Genomic DNA, 19,348 nt, shown 5'->3' with positions numbered 1-19,348 from the left:
AACGATTTCCTAGTCGCCGGACGACAAACCGATGCTGGTCGCGAGGGACCGGACCGCCGTGACGCCGCCGGCACCCAGCAGTTCGGCAGCCTCTTGCTGCGCCCGTCGCCATGCCGGCATCACGGTCTCGATCTTCTTGCGACCCGACGCGGTCAGCACGACCTCACGCACACCCTTGGCGTTCACCGACACCGCCTCCACCCAACCGTGTTTCATCAACAGGCTCAGATTGCGACTGACGGTCGACCGCTCCAACTGCAGCACCTCACCGATCCGGGCCGGCGAGCACGGGCCGATCTTCCCCAGCGCCGCCAGGAGATTGATCTGGGCGATGCTGACGCCATGTTCTTCGAGGGCGTGGTCATACAGGCTCGTCACCGCCCGGCCGAGTAACCGGACGCGGACCGCCAGGCAGTTACCGGCGATCTCATCGACAGCGGCGTTGGCCATGCCACCATTGTTGCATATACACCATCACCCGGCAATGGACCGGCGCTGGAGCTACCCCCTGCGCCGTCGCACCAGCCGCGAAAGACTCAGCCCACCGAGCAGACCCACGGCCGCGCCCACCGCCACGCTGTTCGCGTCGACGCCCTCGCGCTCGCGGTAGCGGGTGACGATCGCAGCCGGTCCGGGCGGCGCCACCGGGGCCAGCGCCATGGTGTCCGCGGCAGTTGCCGCCCACGCCGTCGAGAACAGGATCAGCCGGGCGGTGATGTAGGCGAACACCATCAGACCCAGCACGGGACCGAATGTGGCACCGGCCGGGCCGTGCATGACGGTCCGCAGGTAGATCGAAGCGACCTGCTTGAACAGTTCGAAGCCCACCGCGGCGATCAGCGCCGCACGGGCCGAGCTGCGCAAGCTGACCTTTTCCCGCGGCAGCCGGGCGATGATCCAGGTGAACATGAGCCACGCCACGAGGAACGACACCGTCAGCGACGCCACCCGCAGCAGCACGCCGAGACCCGGCACGTGGCCGACGCCGAACCAGTGCAGGACCGTCGTCATCAATCCGGTGTCACCCAGGGCGGTCAGGCCGATCGTGACGACGATGGCCAGGAATGCCGAGACCAGCGCCAGCAGATCGGACAGCTTGGTGCCCACCCAGCCGTCGGGTTCGCTCTGTTGCTCCCACATCTCGGTGAGGGCCTTGCGCAGATTGGCCATCCAGCCGAGGCCGGCCCACGCCGCGGTCGCCAGGCCGATGACGCCGACCGAAGTGCGCGATTTCACGGCCGAGTCCATCAAGCCGACCAGCTGATTTCCGAAGTCGCCCGCGACGGCGGACCGGATGTGCACCTCGAGCTCGGCCAACAGATCCGGGCGGGAGGCCAGCACGAAACCACCCACGGCAAAACCGACCATGAGCAGCGGGAACAGCGCGAACACTGTGAAGTAGGTGATGCCGGCGGCGTAGAAGTCGCCGTTGCAGTCCTGGTAGCGGTCCTGGGCCCGCATGATCCGATCCAGCCACGGATGCCGCTGACGCAGTCGGTCGAGTAGGCCCGGCTGGTCCGAGTCGGTCATTTTCGGCAAACCCCCTTGTCTGCCGAAAAGCCTAGTGTGCGACGCCGCGGGTGTCCCCTCGCGGCGTCCGCAACGTCAGCGCAGACGCGGCAGGAAGCCCAGTCGGTCGTTGACGCGCTGCAGCGTCTTGAACGCCACCTGCTCGGCGCGCTCGGCACCGGTGGCCAGCACCGATTCCAGTTCGGCCGGATCGGCCAGCAGCTCGTCGACCCGGTTCTTGATCGGGGTGACGTACTCGACGACGGCTTCGGCGGTTTCCTTCTTCAGGTCGCCGTAACCGCGTCCCTCGTACCCGGCCACCAGCGTGTCGATGGCGGTTCCGGTGACTGCCGACTGGATGGTCAGCAGGTTGGAGATGCCGGGCTTGGCCTCGGTATCGAACCGGATTTCGCGCTCACTGTCGGTGACCGCCGAGCGAATCTTCTTGGCGCTCTTGGCCGGATCGTCGAGCAGGTTGATCAGCCCGGCGTCGGTCGCGGCCGACTTGCTCATCTTGGCGGTCGGGTCCTGCAGGTCGTAGATCTTGGCGGTGGCCTTGGGGATCATCGCCTCGGGCACCACGAAGGTGTCGGGGAAGCGCGCGTTGAACCGCTGCGCGAGGTCCCGGGCCAGCTCCAGGTGCTGACGCTGATCCTCACCGACGGGTACCAGGTCGGTGTCGTAGAGCAGGATGTCGGCGGCCATGAGCACCGGGTAGGTGAACAGGCCGATCGTGGTGGCGTCGGCGCCCTGCTTCTGCGACTTGTCCTTGAACTGCGTCATCCGCGACGCCTGACCGAAGCCGGTGAAGCAGCCCAGCAACCACGCCAGCTGGGTGTGCTCGGCGACGTGGCTCTGTACGAACACCGTGCTGCGGGCCGGGTCGATACCGAGCGCGAGGTACTGCGCGGCCGTCACCAGCGTGCGCCGGCGCAGCGTCTCGGGGTCCTGCGGGACGGTGATGGCGTGCAGGTCGACGACGCAGAAGAACGCGTCGTAGCCGTCCTGCAGGTGGGCCCAGTTCTGCACCGCGCCCAGGGCATTGCCCAGGTGAAGCGAGTCGGAGGTGGGCTGTGCCCCGGAAAAGACGACGCGCTTGTTCGCGCCTGCACCGCTGTTGCTCATGATGGCTTCGATTTTCGCACTGTTGTCATCCGGTTTTGTCCGGGGCTCGGTCTACGCTGGGGAAAGTGGGTTCCCGTGCGATGCCGACCTCCGACAAGGAGACGAAGTGAGCGCCGATCCAACGTCCCCCGGCCACCTGATGGCCGCCGAGATCACCGAACAGCCGCAGGTGTGGCGCCGGCTGCTGGACGATGGCCGCGGCCCTATCCGGGCCGCCGCGGCTCAGATCGCGGCGGCGGCGCCACGCTTCGTTCTGTTCGTGGCACGGGGCACGAGCGACCACGCCGCGCTGTACGCGAAATACCTCGTCGAGATCAACCACGGCCTGCCCGCAGGGCTGGTCTCCCCGTCGACCATGACCGTCTACGGCGCCCAACCTGATCACCGCGACGTGCTGTACGTCGCGGTGAGCCAGTCCGGTGGTTCGCCGGACCTCGTACGTTCGGTCGAGGTCGCACGCGCCCAAGGTGCGCTGACGGTCGCCGTCACGAACAACCCAGCGTCGGATCTGGCTGCGGCAGTCGAGATTCACATCGATGTGCTGGCCGGGGCCGAGAGGTCGGTGGCCGCGACCAAGTCCTACACCGCGGAGCTGCTCGCCCTGCAGCTGCTGCTCGGACGGGACAAGGAGGGTGTCGACGCGCTGCCCGATCTCGGCGAACAGGTGCTCGCTGCCGGGGAGCTGGTCCGCGAGGTCGCGCAGCGGTACCGGTTCGCGCAACGACTCATCGCCACCGCCCGCGGCTACTCCTACCCCACTGCCCGCGAGGCCGCACTCAAGCTGATGGAGACGTCTTACCTTTCCGCACAGGCATTTTCGGGCGCCGACCTGTTGCACGGTCCGCTCGCCACCGTCGACCCCCAGGTGCCGGTGCTCGCGGTGGTGCCCGAGGGCGCAGGCGGCCAGGCCATGGCGCCGGTGCTGGAACGGCTGGCCGAGCGTCACGCCGATGTCTTCGGGGTGGGAAGCCCGACAGCCCTGGCCGGCCTGGCCGGTGGTATCGCGCTGCCCAGCGGGGTCAGCGACGAGCTCTCCCCACTGCTGGAAATCCTTCCGCTGCAACAACTTGCCCTGCATCTGGCACTGGCCCGTGGTGGCGACCCGGACCAGCCGCGCGGGCTGCGAAAGGTCACGGAGACGCTCTGACGCCGAGTGTTTGTGTTCAGTCGGGTCGAGGCGCCAGACGTTGCAGCACCTTGAGGAACACGCGCCGCTCCTCGGCGCTCAGCTCGCCGAGCCACTGCTCCTCACCGCGCTGAATATCGGCCTGCACGGCGTCTTTGAGCCGGCGTCCGGCCGGCGTGATCGACAGCAGCCGAACCCGGCGGTCGTCGGGGTCCGGCGTTCGCTCGATGTAGCCGCGGTCCTGCAGGTCGTCGAGGATGCGGATGATGCGGGTCTTGTCGGCGCCGATCGCCTGTGCCAGGACAGCTTGCGACCGCATCGGGGTCTCGTCGAGCGCCAGTAGCACGACGTAGCCCCACATCGAGATGCCGTGCGCGTCCAGCACAGGCTGTTCGGCAGCCATCAACTCACGCAACAGCGGCGCGAGCAACGCGGCGAGGTCAGGGCGCTTGACCGGCATCCGATCATCGTAGGCGTTGCCATATCGTATGCATCTGCTTACGATAAGCCCATGCGTACATTACCAACCGATCTTCTCACCGCCCATCGCCGTGCCATCCTCGCCTCGGTCGACGTCGTCAACACCGTTGGTCGTGCCGACCTGCGGCGCCCTACGCCCTGCGCGGCTTGGGATTTGGCCGACCTTCTCGCCCACATGACAGTCCAGCACCGCGGCTTCGCGGCCGCCGCCCGTGGCGGTGGCCAAGACCTTGCCCTCTGGACTCCGGTTCGCGACACGCAGGATCCTGTCGGCGCGTATGCCGTCGCCGCACACGACGTACTCGAAGCGTTTGCCGGCGCCGATCCCGAAAGCAACTTCGCGCTACCGGAATTGGGCACCTCGGTGCCGGCGGAGATGGCGATCGGATTTCACCTGATCGACTACGCGGTGCACGGCTGGGACGTCGCGGCCGGCCTCGGCGTTCCCTTCACACTGCCCGACGACGTCGTCGCCGCAGCCCTGCCCCTCGCCCTGGCCGTGCCCGACGGGGACTTCCGCAGCATGCCCAATGCGCCGTTCGGGCCGGCCAGGACCGCCGACAGCACAACGGATTTCGAGAGGCTACTCCGCCACCTGGGCCGGGACCCGCAATGGGGCCATGCGTCCGACGACGAGTCACGGCATGCCGTCCAGTAACAGATTGGGGACTTCCGGCCCTGTTATCAGCAACTTTGGCCACTGAGGTCACGTGCTACGGCATCGATACCGTCCGTTATATGACTTACGTTGTCGGACGGGAATGCGTTGACGTCACGGACATGTCCTGCGTGCAGGAGTGTCCGGTCGACTGCATCTACCAAGGCGATCGGGCGCTCTACATCAACCCGCGCGAATGTGTGGATTGCGGTGCCTGCAAACTGATTTGCCGAGTCGATGCGATCTACTACGATGCCGATCTGCCCGAAGACCAGCTCGCATACCTCGCCGACAACGCGGCATTCTTCGATGAGGTACTCCCCGGACGCGAGGCGCCGTTGGGCTCCCCCGGCGGCGCCAGTGCGCTCGGTCGCATCGGAGTGGACACCCCGATGGTGTCTGCCCTACCGCTTCGAGACTGAGTCCGATCAGCTGTACTCGACCGTGACCGGCGCGTGGTCCGACCAGCGCAGCGCATATGCCGCAGCCCGCTCCACCCGCGCCGCATGGGCTCTGGGCGCCAGCTTCGCGTTGGCCAGGTGGTAGTCGATGCGCCACCCGGCGTCGTTGTCGAAAGCCTTGCCGCGCCATGACCACCAGCTGTACGGCCCGGGGACCTCAGGGTGCAGCTCCCGGACCACATCGGTCCAGCCAGAGGCCATCAGCTCGGCCAACCACTGCCGCTCGCTGGGCAGGAACCCGGACTTCTTGACGTTGGCCTTCCACGCCTTCAGGTCCAGTTCCGTCGCGCAGATGTTCCAGTCGCCGCAGATCACCACGTCGCGGCGCTTGCGGGTCAACTCGGCCATACGGCCGGCGAGCGCCACCATGAAGCGCTCCTTCTCCACCTGCTTGTCGGTCTCGGCCTCACCGGTGGGCACGTAGACGCTGGCGACCGTGACGCCGTCGGTGTCGACCTCCACATAACGCCCGTGCGCGACGAATTCACAGTCCGGACTGAGCCCCACCCGCACCGCGGTGATGGGGGCCCGCGACAGCACCGCCACCCCGTTGCGGCCCTTGGCAGACGGCTCGGCCGACGCCAGCTGCCAGCCCGCATCCAGCGCCGGCGCCAGGGCCTGCGTCAGCTGCGCGTCGTCGGCCCGGGTCTCCTGCAGGCAGATGACGTCGGACTTGGTGTCCTTCAGCCACGGCAGCAGCCCGAGGTTCTCCGCCGAGCGCTCTTTGACCGCGGCGCGGATGCCGTTGACGTTGATGGTGGTGACGATCACGAAGCAGAACCCTAACGTCCCGGTACGACACGCTTGAAACGACGAACGTGAGCTTGTGTGCGAGAAATCGAGGAAATCTCGCACACAAGCTCACGTTCGAGGTGAATTACTCCTGAGCGGAAGCCAGCGCCGCGTTGAAAGTGGCGCTCGGCCGCATCACGGCCGTCGTCTTCTCCGGGTCCGGCGCGTAGTACCCGCCGATGTCGGCCGCGCTGCCTTGTGCCGCAGCCAGTTCCGCGACGATCTTCTCCTCGTTCTCGGCCAGGGTCTTGGCCAGCGGAGCGAACTTGGCGGCCAGCTCGGCGTCCTCGGTCTGCTTGGCCAGCTCCTGCGCCCAGTACATGGCGAGGTAGAACTGGCTGCCGCGGTTGTCCAGCTCGCCGGTGCGCCGCGACGGACTCTTGTTCTCGTCCAACAGCTTTCCGGTCGCGCTGTCGAGCGTCTTGGCCAGCAGCAGGGCCTTGGCATCGTCGGTCTTGTTGCCCAGGTCCTCCAGGCTGGCGCCCAGGGCCAGGAACTCACCGAGGGAGTCCCAGCGCAGGTGGTTCTCCTCGACCAGCTGCTGCACGTGCTTGGGTGCCGAACCACCGGCGCCCGTCTCGTACAGGCCGCCACCGGCCATCAGCGGCACGATCGACAGCATCTTGGCGCTGGTACCCAGCTCCAGGATCGGGAACAGGTCGGTGAGGTAGTCGCGCAGGATGTTGCCGGTCGCGGCGATGGTGTCCTGACCGCGCATGGCCCGCTCGATGGTGTGCCGCATGGCGCGTTCCTGCGACATCACGGAGATGTCGAGGCCCTCGGTGTCGTGGTCCTTGAGGTAGGTCGCGACCTTCTTGCGCAGCTCGGCCTCGTGCGGACGCTCCTGGTCCAGCCAGAACACCACGGGCATGCCCGAGAGCCGAGCGCGGGTGACGGCCAGCTTGACCCAGTCGCGGATCGGCAGATCCTTGACGACCGGCATGCGCCAGATGTCGCCCTCTTCCACCGCCGTGGTCAGCAGGACCTCGCCGCTGTCGATGTCGACGATGTTGGCGATGCCGTCCTCCGGAATCTCGAAGGTCTTGTCGTGGCTGCCGTACTCCTCGGCCTTCTGCGCCATGAGACCGACGTTGGGCACGGTGCCCATGGTCCGCGGGTCGAACTGGCCGTGCGTCTTACAGAAGTTGATGATCTCCTGGTACATCCGGGAGAACGTCGACTCGGGGTTGACGGCCTTGGTGTCCTTGAGCTTTCCGTCGGCGCCGTACATCTTGCCGCCGAGCCGGATCATGGCGGGCATCGAGGCGTCGACGATGACGTCGGACGGCGAGTGGAAGTTGGTGATGCCGCGGGCCGAGTCGACCATCGCCAGCTCGGGCCGGTGCTCGTGGCACTTGTGCAGGTCGTCGACGATCTCGTCATGCAGCGACTTGGGCAGCGTCGAGATCTTGTCGTACAGGTCCGAGAGCCCGTTGTTGACGTTGACGCCCAGCTCGTCAAAGAGCTTCTGGTGCTTGGCGAATGCGTCCTTGTAGAAGATGCGCACGGCGTGGCCGAACACGATCGGGTGGCTGACCTTCATCATGGTCGCCTTGACGTGCAGGGAGAACATGACGCCCGTCTTGTAGGCGTCCTCCATCTGCTCCTCGTAGAACTGGATGAGCGCCTTCTTGCTCATGTACATCGAGTCGATGATGTCGCCGGCGTCGAGCTTGACCTCGGGCTTGAGCTCAATTGTCTTGCCGGTCTTGGTCTTCAGCACCATCTTCACGCGACGGTCCTTGTCGAGCGTCATGGACTGCTCGCCGTGGTAGAAGTCGCCCGTCTTCATGGTGGCGACGTGCGTGCGGGAGGCCTGCGACCACTCGCCCATGCTGTGCGGGTGCTTGCGGGCGTACTCCTTGACGGCCTTCGGGGCACGACGGTCCGAGTTGCCTTCGCGCAGAACAGGGTTCACCGCGCTGCCGAGACACTTGCCGTAGCGATCCTTGATCGCCTTCTCTTCGTCGGTCTTGGGGTCGCCCGGGTAGTCGGGCAGGTTGTAGCCCTTCTCCTTGAGCTCCTTGATGGCGGCGACGAGCTGCGGCACCGAGGCGCTGATATTGGGCAGCTTGATGATGTTGGTGTCCGGGAACTGGGTCAGCCGGCCCAGCTCGCCCAGGTTGTCGGGGACCTTCTGCTCATCGGTCAGGTAGTCGCTGAACTCGGCGAGAATGCGGGCCGCCACCGAGATGTCACTGGTCTGGACGTCGATACCGGCGGCGCCGGCGAAGGTGCGGACGACCGGCAGGAAGGCGTACGTCGCGAGCAGCGGCGCCTCGTCGGTCAACGTGTAGATGATGGATGGTTTCTCGCCACTCATGGTCACTCTCCCGGCGTCACGGACGGTACGTACGAAAATCTATGTCGAGTCCGGCGTCTGCACATGACTACCCCGTCGCACGACGGTTACGAAACTACCGTGACCGGCGGGGCGAGTTTCCGGTGGTCCGGTCTGTCGTGCACAGATCTGGATCGATACCGACAGGCTGCGCGAAGCGGACCGCCGACGACACGCCGTGTCCCGCCCACCGGACGGCACCAGCTAGCAGTTGCCCAGCCTCTTGAGTTACCCTCGAGTCCGGTCATGAGTGCCAGCGTCAAGCCCCGGCTTGCTGGCCGGCAACCCTCCATCCGCGGTGGGGTGCCCCGGGAGACGACCAGGTTGAGCAGCCGTACATCGGCTGCGAGGCAAGCGCGGGTCCGCCACCACGGACCCGGATGACTGGGTGAGTGGAGGCTTCCTATGCGTCGCTGTCTGTGATTCGTGCGAGTTCGCGCACCCATTCGTCGTACCTAAAAACTCACAGGAGACACCCCTAACATGACCACTGAGGCCATCGACCCCACTGCGCGCTGGAGCTTCGAGACGAAGCAGATCCACGCAGGTCAGAGCCCCGACAGCGCCACCAATGCCCGTGCGCTGCCGATCTACCAGACGACGTCGTACACGTTCCGCGACACCGACCACGCCGCCGCGCTGTTCGGGCTGGCCGAGCCGGGCAACATCTACACCCGCATCATGAACCCGACCACCGACGTGGTCGAGCAGCGCGTCGCCGCGCTCGAGGGCGGCGTGGCCGCGCTGTTCCTGTCGTCCGGACAGGCTGCCGCGACCTTCGCGATCCTGAACATCGCCGGCACCGGCGATCACATCGTGGCCTCGCCGCGGCTGTACGGCGGCACCTACAACCTGCTGCACTACACGCTGCCCAAGCTCGGCGTCGACGTCAGCTTCGTGGAAAACCCCGACGACCTCGACTCGTGGCGCGCCGCGGTCCGGCCGAACACCAAGGCGTTCTTCGCCGAGACCATCTCCAACCCGAAGATCGACATCCTGGACATCCCGGGTGTCTCGGGCGTCGCGCACGACAACGGCGTGCCGCTCATCGTCGACAACACCGTCGCCACGCCGTACCTGATCCAGCCGCTGGCCCACGGCGCCGACATCGTCGTGCACTCGGCCACCAAGTACCTGGGCGGGCACGGCTCGGCGATCGCCGGCGTCATCGTCGACGGTGGCACCTTCGACTGGACGGGCGGCAAGTTCCCGGGCTTCACCGAGCCCGACCCGAGCTACCACGGTGTGGTGTTCGCCGACCTGGGCGCACCGGCCTACGCACTCAAAGCGCGCGTGCAACTGCTGCGCGATCTGGGCAGCGCCGCCGCTCCCTTCAATTCCTTCCTCATCGCGCAGGGATTGGAAACGCTGTCTCTGCGCGTTGAACGCCATGTGTCCAACGCGCAGAAGGTCGCCGAGTACCTCGAGGGCCGCCCGGACGTGCTCTCGGTGAACTACGCCGGCCTGCCGTCGTCCCCGTGGTACGAGCTGGGCCGCAAGCTGGCCCCCAAGGGCACCGGTGCGGTGCTGTCGTTCGAACTGACCGGCGGCGTCGAGGCCGGCAAGGCTTTCGTGAACGCGCTGACGCTGCACAGCCATGTCGCCAACATCGGTGATGTCCGGTCGCTGGTGATCCACCCGGCGTCGACCACGCACCAGCAGCTGACCGCCGAGGAGCAGCTGGCCTCGGGAGTCACCCCGGGCCTGGTGCGGCTGGCGGTCGGCATCGAGGGCATCGAAGACATCCTCGCCGACCTGGAGCAGGGCTTCGCTGCTGCTGGATCGGTGGGGGGTGCCGACCGAAAGGCGGCCTTGGTGTGACGATTATCGACGTGCCCGTGTCTGACATCTCCGCAGCGCCGCTGCTGCCTGCCGAAGGCGAGACCGGTGTGGTGAACATCGGCTCGCTGACGCTGGAGAGCGGCATCGTGCTGCCCGACGTGTCCATCGCGGTGCAGCGCTGGGGTGAGCTGTCCCCCGCCGCCGACAATGTCGTGATGGTGCTGCACGCGCTGACCGGTGACTCCCATGTCACCGGGCCGGCCGGGCCGGACCATCCGACGGGCGGCTGGTGGGATGGCGTCGCCGGTCCGGGTGCCCCGATCGACACCGACCGCTGGTGCGCCATCGCCACCAACGTGCTCGGCGGCTGCCGCGGGTCGACGGGTCCCAGCTCGCTCGCTCCCGACGGAAAGCCCTGGGGCTCACGGTTTCCCGCCATCACCGTGCGCGACCAGGTGAACGCCGACCTGGCGGCGCTTGCCGCCCTCGGCATCACGCAGGTGGCCGCGGTCGTCGGTGGCTCGATGGGTGGCGCGCGGGCGCTGGAATGGCTTGTGGGACACCCCGACACGGTGCGGGCCGGGCTGGTACTTGCGGTCGGCGCCCGGGCCACCGCGGACCAGATCGGCACGCAGTGCGCGCAGGTCGCGGCCATCAAGGCCGACCCGAACTGGGCCGGCGGCGACTATTACGTGACGGGGCTCACCCCGGACGACGGCATCCAGATCGCCCGCCGGTTCGCGCACCTGACGTACCGCGGCGAAAAGGAACTCGACGACCGGTTCCGCAACACCGCGCAGAACCACGAAAAGAGTTCCAGCGACGGCCTTTACGCGGTCGAGAGCTATCTGGAGTACCAGGGCCGCAAGCTGGCCGCACGGTTCGATGCGGGCACGTATGTGGCGCTGACGGATGCGCTGAGCAGTCACGATGTCGGGCGCGGACGCGGCGGGGTGGCCGCGGCACTGGGGTCTTGTCCGGTGCCGGTGATCGTCGGGGGCATCACCTCCGACCGGCTGTATCCCATTCGGCTGCAGGAGGAACTGGCCGCGTTGCTGCCGGGCTGTCCGGGTCTCGAGGTCATCGAGTCCGACTACGGCCACGACGGTTTCCTGGTCGAGACCGACAAGGTGGGCCTGCTGATCCGCCAGACCCTGGACTTGGCGTCCCGGTGACGGGCGAACGCTCGCTGTCCTTCGGGGAGCAGGCCGCGGCGTACGAACGCGGACGACCGTCCTACCCGCCGGAGTCCATCAACTGGCTACTGCCCGCAGGGGCCGTCGACGTCCTCGATCTCGGCGCCGGTACCGGCAAGCTGACGGTCCGGCTGGCCGAGCGCGGCCTGGCGGTCACAGCCGTGGACCCCATCCCCGAGATGCTCGAGGTGCTCAGCGGGTCGTTGCCGTCGGTGCCTGCACTGCTCGGCACGGCCGAGGAAATCCCGTTGCCGGACAACAGTGTCGACGCGGTCCTGGTCGCGCAGGCCTGGCACTGGTTCGACCCGGAACGGGCTGCGGCCGAAGTGGCACGGGTGCTGCGACCGGGCGGCCGGCTGGGTCTGGTCTGGAACATCCGCGACGAGCGGCTGGGCTGGGTCAAGGAACTGAACCGCATCATCGGCTGCGAGCACGACCCGTCGGCCGACTCACTGTGCGGCGACTTCACCGACATCGAGACCCACCGCTTCGAGTGGACGAGTTACCTTACGCCGCAAGCGCTTCTGGACCTCGTCGCGTCCCGGAGTTACTGCATCACCTCGCCCGCCGACGTACGCCGCAAGGTGCTGGGCGAAGTGCGCGAATTGCTGAGCACGCACCCGGCGCTGGCCAGCAGCACCGGATTGGCGTTGCCGTACGTCACGCACTGCGTGCGGGCGACCCTGGCCTAGGCGCCCGGTTCACCAGAAGTCAGAAATCCGCCGATGACCGCGGTGCCCGGGCCGACGCGTGCGCCGGGGCCGGGCACCGCGGTCGTCGTCAGCGCCCCGAGCTCCCCTCCACATTCGGCACAGACGGCCTTTGCCGTTGTGACACAGCCGCATTCATCGTGAACAAGTAGCGCCGGTGGCCCACCCTCGCCGGCCGTCCACTTGTCACCCCACGCGAGCAGGGTCGCGATCACCGGATAGAGGTCGCGCCCCTTGTCGGTGAGCACGTACTCGAAACGAGGAGGCGCGCTCTGGTATTGGCGCCGTGCCACGATCGCGTGGCGCTCCAGATCGTCCAGACGCGCGGCCAGGACGTTCGACGCAATACCGAGATCACGGCGGATGTCCTCGAACCGGGCCATTCCCGCGAAGAGGTCGCGCAGCACCAGGGCCGTCCACCGTGGGCCCACGATGTCGAGCGTCCGCGCGATCGAGCAGGAGATGTCACCGAAGGACTGTTTGGACACTGCACAAGCGTAGTCCATTGCTTTCTGCAATGGACTCTGTTTAAGTGGGTTGCAAATAACAAGCGACACTCAGGGGTCCTGATGACGACAAGTACAGATTCCGTCGCGACGTTCTGCGCGGCCACCCGCAGCGGCGAGGTCGAACGATTCATCGCCGCCCTCGCCCCTGACGCGGAGCTGATCTCCCCACTGTCCGGGCGCATGGTGTTCCGCGGCCGGGACGACCTGCGCGTCCTGCTGACCGCGGTCTACGCCGGGATGCGAAACCTGGAGTGGGAGAACGTCATCGGCGACGGACGCACGCGTGTCGCGGTGAGTCGCGGGCGCATCGCGGGACTCACCATCACCGATGCCCTGGTGTTCGAGCTCGACGATGCGGGGCTGATCCGGCGGCTACGCCCGCACCTGCGACCGTGGCTTGCGGTGACGGTCTTCGCCCTGCTGCTCGGCCCCAGGATCGCCGCCCACCCCGGTGTCGCGCGCCGCGCGCTCAGTCGCTGATTTCGGCCGGGCCGAACCAGCGCTCCAGGGCCGCGCGCAGGTCACCGGCATCCGCCGCGGCGAAAGTGTCTGCAGCCCAAGCGACATAGCCGTCGGGCCGGATCAGCATGGCGGCGGGCCCGTCCGCCATGGCGGCCTCCACCGTGTCGACGCGGCGATCCCACGGTGCGACGACAGCGGCCACACCACCGCCGGACTGGTCGAGGACCACGCCTCGACCGCTGTGCAGCAGCTCGGTGAGCCGGCGCCCGTCGTCCAACGTCTCGTCCGGCACCATGAATCCGGTGAGGCGGTGGGTGGTGCCGCCCATCTCGTAGCGCACGTCCGCCCCCGCCAGTAGTCCGGCCATATGTGCGGTGACCTCGGGTAGCTGGAAGAGTTCGCCGAGAAGCGTGCGCAAGGCGCGCACCTCGGGCCCGGGCGCGGTGAGCGCGATCTGGGCCAGTGAGTGCATCATGACACGCTCACCGACCGGATAGCGCTCGGACTCATAGGTGTCGATCAACGCCTCGGGCGCCCAGCCATTGATGACCGCCGCCAGCTTCCAGCCCAGATTCAAGGTGTCCTGCAGACCGAGGTTCAGCCCCGGGCCACCCATCGCCGAATGCACATGTGCGGCATCACCGATCAGCAAAATGCGGCCGGACCGGTACGCGTCGGCCTGCCGGGTGTTCTGGCCGTCGATGCGGCGCATCGCGAACGGACCGGGCCCGGCCGGTACGTCGAACGGCACGTCGACCCCGAGCACCCGCCGCAGACTCTGCCTCAGCTCGTCGTAGGTCAACTCCCCCGGCGCGCCATCCGGCAGCGAACCGAACTCCAGCGTGCCCAGCATCGGCGGGTCTCCGTGCGCCTCGAAGAAGATCACCATGCCGGTGTCATAGCGGTTGTGTCCAAACGGAATCCGGCCGAAGCCGGGCACGTCGAGCTCGCCGTCGGCGGTGCGGAGCTCGTCGGCGATGTGCACATGCGCCAACCGGGCCACCGTCGGCGACGTATGCCCCGGAAAGCCGATACCGGACTGCTTGCGGACGGTGCTACGGCCGCCGTCGGCACCCACCAGCCAATCGGCCTGCAGCACGTAGGCGCCGTCAGGCGCGGCCACGTCGACGGTGACGCCGTCAGGACCGGCCGACAGGGCGGTCACGGCGTGTCCCCATCGCACCTCGACCCCGAGAGCCTGTGCCCGCTCGTACAGCAGCTGGACCAATCGAGGCTGCTTCATCAGCACAGCACGCATCGGATTGTCTTCGACACCAACAAAATTCAGCGGCAGGCCGGAGAACATCCAGCCATAGGCGGGTTGTGGCGCGTTGGGATCGCCCGTGAATGCCTGGTAGAGACCACGCATGTCGAGCTGCCGGATCACCTGTCCGACAAGGCCGTTGGCCTTGGGTTCGTCGCCCGGCCCGGGCAGCGCATCGAGGATGACCGGTTTGATGCCGGCGAGCGCGAGTTCGCAGGCCATCATCAGGCCGTTGGGTCCGGCGCCGGAGATTACGACGTCAGCGGGCATGGTCACTCCTTCGTTCTGGTCGGTTCAGGCAGTCCCGCGATGACGGCGTCGAAACCCGCACGCATCAGCTGGGTGATGGCCACCGGCGGATCGGCGTTCGCGTACGCCTCCATCGCGGTGTCTCCGATGGCGCGCACGACGGCCACCACGAGGCGCGGGTACATGTCGTCGGGGCCGAGACCCGTTCGCTCGGCGATGGCCGCCACCCAGTCCTGATAGAGGATCTGCGGCACCGCGTTGCGAACTTCGGTTCGCATCATGAGTTTTCGCACTTCGACGAGCTCGCGGCGGTCCGGGATGAGATCGGCGCCGGTGATGTCGACCATCTCCTCTTCGAGGGTGCCCGTCACCGCCTCGATGATCGATGTCCACAGCGGCTCGTCGACCGGCCGCGACCGAAACACCGCGACACTGCGCCGCATCCGCTCGGCGATGCGATAAGCCAGCGCCTCGTACTTGCCGCTGAAGTAGTTGTTGAACGTCCGTAGGGACACTCCCGCCAGCGCCGCGATCTCCTCGCGCGTGACGGCGTCCAGCCCGCCGCGGTCGAACGCCAGTTGCAGCGCCGCATCACTGAGCGCCCGACGGGTGTCGAGCTTCTTTCGTTCGCGCAGACCAGTCTCAGCCGATTCGGGCATGCCGCCACCGTACAGATGATTTTGCACACTGGGCAACTTTGCCCAGCGGGCAATTTCCTGTGAATATTACTGACTCAAGTCATTGACTCAGGTCAGTAAAACGAGTACAACTTGAGCCACCATGACCCGCGCCACCGCCAAACCGTCGCTGCGAGAAGCCAAACGGCTGGAAACCCGCCAGCGCGTCCTCGATGCCGCCATCACCGAGTTCAAGCGCGCGGGAATGGCAGATGCCGACGTCGGAGCCATCATCAGATCGGCGGGCGTCGCACACGGCACGTTCTACTTCCACTTCCCAACGAAAGAACACGTGCTGTTCGAGCTCGAGCGCCAAGCCGAGGAGACAGCCGGCCGCGAGCTCGCCACGTTCCTGCAGACGCCGCACACCCTCGAAGAGGCACTGAACGAGGTGGTCCGGGTCATCGTGGCGGTCGAACAGCGGCTCGGCCGGCTGCTGTTCAAAGATGTTCTGGCCCTGCACTTTTCCTCGAACAGGCCACTGGACGACGAATGGACCGACCACCGGGTGATCGTGCTGGTGGTCCAGGAGATCGAACGGGCCCGCCAGGCCGGTGAGGCCGATGCGGATGTCGACGCGTTCCACAGCGCGGTCTACTTCCTGCTCAGCCTCTATGCCCTGCTGACCACGAGTCGCGGCGCGGACCAGATCCGCACCGCCCTGCTGGACAACTTCGTCCACACCGCGCTGCGAGGTATCGCGGCCCGATAACCGGAGGAGACACCATGTGGCAGGAGATCGCCCGCCTCGCCATCGCGTGGGGCGCGATGGCCGCTCTCATCGCGTTCTGGTACTGGATGTTCTCGAACATCGGCACCTTCTGAGCCGGCCCGTCCCCCAGTGTCCCAATCGATTACCGCCGCAGAACTCGATCGCGCCTGCGCGCTGACCGCGGTGGCATTGTCCGGGCGACGTCGGGCCGGGGTGCGGCTGATCTCCGGCGACCTGCGCCACTTCGGTTTGAGCGCGAGCCGTTCCGTCGTCCACGTCCCCTACCCGGCACCTGCACCCGACTGGTCGCTGCGGACCTACACATGTGGTGTTGCCCTGCAATGCGCGCCGTCGAAAGACCGCATCGCGCAGTACCCACTGCACCGGCTGACGGAGCGCGAACTTGCTGCGCTTCGCCTGGTCGAGGGTGCAGTCGCACTCGGTTGGCTGGCGGGGCGTTGGCCCGGCCTCCTTCCCGAAGCGCGTCGGGTGCTGCCCGAACTGGAGCCGGCCGATCCGGACCTCTCTGCAACCGAAATTCTCGCCCGCACAGATATCTTGGCGCGCTCGCGGGAACGATTGCCCGATTATCCGCTGCTCGGCGCATCGCCGCTGAGCACGGCCGACACCCGCACACTGGCGAGCGCGATCCGGCGCACCCTCGGCCGTATGCCGTGGTCCTCATCCCGCTCCGACACCCAACGGCTGATGTCGATCCCGGTTGGCGGCGAGGGCGGGGTGCGCAACGCCAACCTGCCGCCGGCCAGCCGGCCCGAGGACGACGACCTCGACATCCGGCCCGACCGACGCGCGGGAATCCCCTACCCTGAGTGGAATTCGTGGCGTGGCCAGTTCCTGCCCGATCACGTCGCGGTCCTGGAACGGCGACAGACCCGGCACGACCGCCGCGGTGGCGCGTCGCCCGAGATCCGGCGCTGGTTCGATGAGCCGACCCACCGCACGATGGTCAACCGACTGGAGGACGGCAGCGACCTCGATGTCGACGCCTACGTCGCGGCCTATGCGGACGGGCGTGCCGGGTCACAGCAGGAGCCAAAGGTGTTCCGCGCCTTACTGCCAAGTGCGCGCGACACCGTCACCGCCGTACTGATGGACGGCAGCTCGTCGCTGGGTATCCATCAAGGCCGGGTGTTCGACCTCGAATTGGCTTGTGCCGACGCCCTTTCCCGCGCCATGACCGTGGCCCGCGAGCGCCACGGCATCTTCGTCTTCAGCGGAAACACCCGCCATCGCGTCGAGGTTCGATGCCTGAAAGACTTCAGCGACAACCACTTTGCGCTGCCCAGCAGGTCCGGCCTGGTGACCGGTGGGTACACCCGACTCGGCGCGCCGATCCGGCACGTGACCAGCCGCCTCCTGACCCAGCCCGCGCAGCGTCGGGTTCTCATCGTGATCGGCGACGGACTCATCTCCGACGAAGGCTACGAAGGCCGGTACGCCTGGGCCGACGTCGCGCACGCCGTCGCTGAAGCCGACGAGGCGGGCGTCGGCGTCTATTACCTGGGCCTGGGACCGGTCCGGGTCGATCCGTTACCCGAAGTGTTCGGCTCCCGTCGATCCCGGCGGATCCGCCACATCGAGGAACTTCCCCGTGTTCTGGCGCACGTACACCGAGAGTTGGTATCCGCATGACCGATTCGCCATACCTGCCGACCGGCGACGAGGTGACCACGTTCAGTCAGGCGTATCAGCGTCGGCTGCCGGTCATGCTCACCGGGCCGACGGGCTGCGGCAAGACGCGCTTCGTCGAGCACATGGGAAACCTGTTGGGGCGCCCCGTAATCACCATCAGCTGTCATGACGACCTCACCAGTTCAGACCTGGTCGGCCGGTTCGTCGTCGCCGGCGGTGACGTGCTCTGGACCGACGGCCCACTGACCCGCGCCGTCAAAGACGGCGCCATCTGCTATCTCGACGAGGTGGTGGAGGCGCGCCATGACTCGCTGGCGATCCTGCATTCACTGACCGACCACCGCCGCACCCTCTATCTGGACCGCGCCGCCGAAGTGGTGCCGGCACCCGATTCCTTCCTGCTCGTCTGCTCGTACAACCCCGCGTACCGGCATTCACTCAAGGACCTCAAACCGTCGTTCCGGCAGCGCTTCGTCACCATCGCCATGACCTATCTGCCACCCGACCGCGAGGCCGAAGTACTCGTGGGCGAAACCGGTATCGACATCGGCGCCGCATCGCGGCTCGTGCAGTGCGCCAACAGCATTCGCCAGGCCGACGACGCCTTCCATTTCGAGCCGCCGTCGACCCGCGTGCTGGTCTCGGCGGCGCACCTTGTCGCCGCGGGTGCCGACGAGATGTCGGCCGCCGAAGCCGCGGTACTGGCCCCGCTGAGCAGCGACGGCGCCATCAGCGAAGGCCTACGGGAGATCGCAGCTGCGTGCCTGCAACCCGCGGGCATCCGCTGACCACCAATGTCACAGTCAGAAAGGGAGTTTCACGACCATGAATGAGCAGGACCGCAAACGCAAACGGGCGCTGATCGTCTTCCAGCTTTTCGCCTACGGCTGGCTACTGGCGATGTTCCTGATCCAGCTGCACATGTCGATCGTCCGTGGCTGGTGGTCACTGTGAGTTCGACAACCATCCCCACGGTCGGTTACGACCAGCACCACGACGCATCCCGGCAAGCGCAACGGCAGGCCGACCGCTGGCTGATCACCGGCACGCTGTTGATGGGGTCGATGTTCATCGGGTTCGTCGGGCTGCCGTTCTTCCTGCGCGGCGTCTGGCTGCAACGGCGTGCGCAGAAGGCGGGACTGTCGGTGCGGCCGATCATCGTGACGCTCATCGGCTATCTGGTGATCCTCGACGCGGCGCTCAACAGCATCGGGTGGTCACTGGATCTGTTGGCCAATCACACGCTGCTGAACCGCACCATCATCACGGCGTGGGGCAACATGTTCGACGCCGGATACTTCTGGCACTACAACGAACTGTGGATCGGCGGGGCCGGCGCACCGGGCGAAAAAGCCTGGGAGGTCGCGCTGATCCTGACAGTGTTCACCATGCGCATCGCGGCCGGCATCGCGTTCCTGCAGATGAAGCGGTGGGGGCACCAGTGGCTCATCATCACCTGCTGGTTCGGCATCGTCATCTGGATCGGTTACACGTTCAACATGACGATGTTCGCGGATATCCGTTATGCCGGTGTGGTTTTCCCGGTCGTCGGCTGGTGGCTGTACGACATCTTCTACATCACGCCGTTCCTGGCCATCCCGTATCTGCATACCGTCAATCGCGAAATCTTCAGCGACTAAAG

At 66.8% G+C, this 19,348-nt stretch carries 21 protein-coding genes and 1 riboswitch; of the genes, 12 read left to right on the top strand and 9 right to left on the bottom strand.

The genetic code is table 11. The features are described from left to right. Positions 1-9: 9 nt before the first annotated feature. From ACJH6J_RS16990 to trpS, 3 genes are all read right to left on the bottom strand, one after another. Positions 10-450 (bottom strand): MarR family winged helix-turn-helix transcriptional regulator, encoded by a 441-nt coding sequence (locus tag ACJH6J_RS16990; protein WP_406804252.1) that lies wholly within the window; start codon positions 448-450, stop codon positions 10-12. A 51-nt stretch (positions 451-501) separates the two neighbouring features. Further along, positions 502-1,530, bottom strand: a complete 1,029-nt coding sequence (gene yhjD, locus ACJH6J_RS16985) for an inner membrane protein YhjD (RefSeq protein ID WP_138250171.1) — start codon at positions 1,528-1,530, stop codon at positions 502-504. Between the two features lie 75 nt (positions 1,531-1,605). Next, entirely contained in the window at positions 1,606-2,634 is a 1,029-nt protein-coding gene (gene trpS / locus ACJH6J_RS16980; RefSeq protein WP_406804251.1) for a tryptophan--tRNA ligase, read from the bottom strand. Positions 2,635-2,773: 139 nt separating this feature from the next. Here trpS and ACJH6J_RS16975 point away from each other — a divergent pair, with 139 nt between their 5' ends. Next, on the top strand, positions 2,774-3,781 hold the full coding sequence (locus ACJH6J_RS16975) for an SIS domain-containing protein (protein ID WP_406804257.1): 1,008 nt from the start codon (positions 2,774-2,776) through the stop codon (positions 3,779-3,781). A 16-nt stretch (positions 3,782-3,797) separates the two neighbouring features. Here ACJH6J_RS16975 and ACJH6J_RS16970 read toward each other — a convergent pair whose 3' ends face one another. Then, complete coding sequence (locus ACJH6J_RS16970; protein ID WP_406804250.1) at positions 3,798-4,220, bottom strand: MarR family winged helix-turn-helix transcriptional regulator; 423 nt, start codon at positions 4,218-4,220, stop codon at positions 3,798-3,800. A 51-nt stretch (positions 4,221-4,271) separates the two neighbouring features. Here ACJH6J_RS16970 and ACJH6J_RS16965 point away from each other — a divergent pair, with 51 nt between their 5' ends. Next, positions 4,272-4,898 (top strand): TIGR03086 family metal-binding protein, encoded by a 627-nt coding sequence (locus ACJH6J_RS16965; protein ID WP_138250174.1) that lies wholly within the window; start codon positions 4,272-4,274, stop codon positions 4,896-4,898. Positions 4,899-4,978: 80 nt separating this feature from the next. Continuing rightward, complete coding sequence (gene fdxA / locus ACJH6J_RS16960; protein ID WP_138250175.1) at positions 4,979-5,320, top strand: ferredoxin; 342 nt, start codon at positions 4,979-4,981, stop codon at positions 5,318-5,320. Between the two features lie 6 nt (positions 5,321-5,326). Here the strand turns inward: fdxA and ACJH6J_RS16955 are convergent, their stop codons facing one another. Then, positions 5,327-6,130 (bottom strand): exodeoxyribonuclease III, encoded by an 804-nt coding sequence (locus tag ACJH6J_RS16955; RefSeq protein WP_293023426.1) that lies wholly within the window; start codon positions 6,128-6,130, stop codon positions 5,327-5,329. A gap of 106 nt (positions 6,131-6,236) precedes the next feature. Beyond that, a complete protein-coding gene (locus ACJH6J_RS16950; RefSeq protein ID WP_133427750.1) occupies positions 6,237-8,474 on the bottom strand; it encodes an NADP-dependent isocitrate dehydrogenase in 2,238 nt (745 codons plus the stop codon). Positions 8,475-8,734: 260 nt separating this feature from the next. Continuing rightward, a riboswitch (SAM riboswitch) is annotated at positions 8,735-8,855 on the top strand. Between the two features lie 120 nt (positions 8,856-8,975). Between ACJH6J_RS16950 and ACJH6J_RS16945 the strand changes: the two genes are divergently transcribed. Genes ACJH6J_RS16945 through ACJH6J_RS16935 form a run of 3 tightly spaced genes read left to right on the top strand, consistent with a single transcriptional unit; the run spans position 8,976 to position 12,162 of the window. Continuing rightward, positions 8,976-10,313, top strand: a complete 1,338-nt coding sequence (locus tag ACJH6J_RS16945) for a bifunctional o-acetylhomoserine/o-acetylserine sulfhydrylase (protein WP_226519274.1) — start codon at positions 8,976-8,978, stop codon at positions 10,311-10,313. Next, positions 10,310-11,449, top strand: a complete 1,140-nt coding sequence (locus ACJH6J_RS16940) for a homoserine O-acetyltransferase (protein ID WP_406804249.1) — start codon at positions 10,310-10,312, stop codon at positions 11,447-11,449. The genes ACJH6J_RS16945 and ACJH6J_RS16940 overlap by 4 nt, the downstream gene beginning before the upstream one ends. Next, complete coding sequence (locus ACJH6J_RS16935) at positions 11,446-12,162, top strand: class I SAM-dependent methyltransferase (RefSeq protein WP_406804248.1); 717 nt, start codon at positions 11,446-11,448, stop codon at positions 12,160-12,162. Before ACJH6J_RS16940 ends, ACJH6J_RS16935 begins: the two co-directional genes overlap by 4 nt. Here the strand turns inward: ACJH6J_RS16935 and ACJH6J_RS16930 are convergent. Then, complete coding sequence (locus tag ACJH6J_RS16930; RefSeq protein ID WP_406804247.1) at positions 12,159-12,668, bottom strand: winged helix-turn-helix transcriptional regulator; 510 nt, start codon at positions 12,666-12,668, stop codon at positions 12,159-12,161. The two genes, ACJH6J_RS16935 and ACJH6J_RS16930, sit on opposite strands and share 4 nt — an antisense overlap. 81 nt (positions 12,669-12,749) lie before the next feature. On the opposite strand from ACJH6J_RS16930, the gene ACJH6J_RS16925 reads away from it, so the two are divergent. Then, the gene (locus tag ACJH6J_RS16925) at positions 12,750-13,169 is read left to right on the top strand and encodes a nuclear transport factor 2 family protein (RefSeq protein ID WP_406804246.1); all 420 of its coding nucleotides are present in this window, start codon (positions 12,750-12,752) and stop codon (positions 13,167-13,169) included. On the opposite strand, the gene ACJH6J_RS16920 is transcribed toward ACJH6J_RS16925, so the two are convergent. Together ACJH6J_RS16920 and ACJH6J_RS16915 are read right to left on the bottom strand one after the other, a co-directional pair. Further along, positions 13,159-14,685 (bottom strand): FAD-dependent monooxygenase, encoded by a 1,527-nt coding sequence (locus ACJH6J_RS16920; RefSeq protein ID WP_406804245.1) that lies wholly within the window; start codon positions 14,683-14,685, stop codon positions 13,159-13,161. The genes ACJH6J_RS16925 and ACJH6J_RS16920 overlap by 11 nt on opposite strands. A 2-nt stretch (positions 14,686-14,687) precedes the next feature. Further along, on the bottom strand, positions 14,688-15,323 hold the full coding sequence (locus ACJH6J_RS16915; protein WP_406804244.1) for a TetR family transcriptional regulator: 636 nt from the start codon (positions 15,321-15,323) through the stop codon (positions 14,688-14,690). A 121-nt stretch (positions 15,324-15,444) separates the two neighbouring features. Between ACJH6J_RS16915 and ACJH6J_RS16910 the strand changes: the two genes are divergently transcribed. The 5 genes from ACJH6J_RS16910 to ACJH6J_RS16890 all read left to right on the top strand — a co-directional run bounded on the left by ACJH6J_RS16910 (position 15,445) and on the right by ACJH6J_RS16890 (position 19,346). Continuing rightward, entirely contained in the window at positions 15,445-16,053 is a 609-nt protein-coding gene (locus tag ACJH6J_RS16910; RefSeq protein ID WP_226519281.1) for a TetR/AcrR family transcriptional regulator, read from the top strand. A 129-nt stretch (positions 16,054-16,182) separates the two neighbouring features. After that, the gene (locus ACJH6J_RS16905; RefSeq protein WP_226519282.1) at positions 16,183-17,706 is read left to right on the top strand and encodes a nitric oxide reductase activation protein NorD; all 1,524 of its coding nucleotides are present in this window, start codon (positions 16,183-16,185) and stop codon (positions 17,704-17,706) included. After that, positions 17,703-18,494, top strand: a complete 792-nt coding sequence (locus ACJH6J_RS16900) for a CbbQ/NirQ/NorQ/GpvN family protein (RefSeq protein WP_226519283.1) — start codon at positions 17,703-17,705, stop codon at positions 18,492-18,494. The genes ACJH6J_RS16905 and ACJH6J_RS16900 overlap by 4 nt, the downstream gene beginning before the upstream one ends. Before the next feature lie 37 nt (positions 18,495-18,531). Next, positions 18,532-18,660: a hypothetical protein gene (locus tag ACJH6J_RS16895; protein ID WP_256370088.1), complete on the top strand. Its 129-nt coding sequence runs from the start codon at positions 18,532-18,534 to the stop codon at positions 18,658-18,660. Beyond that, positions 18,648-19,346: a hypothetical protein gene (locus ACJH6J_RS16890; protein WP_406804243.1), complete on the top strand. Its 699-nt coding sequence runs from the start codon at positions 18,648-18,650 to the stop codon at positions 19,344-19,346. The genes ACJH6J_RS16895 and ACJH6J_RS16890 overlap by 13 nt, the downstream gene beginning before the upstream one ends. Positions 19,347-19,348 lie beyond the last annotated feature (2 nt).

Source organism: Mycobacterium sp. SMC-18 (assembly GCF_045310895.1).
Classification (GTDB): domain Bacteria; phylum Actinomycetota; class Actinomycetes; order Mycobacteriales; family Mycobacteriaceae; genus Mycobacterium.
This window is presented reverse-complemented; position numbering and strand designations above follow the sequence as displayed.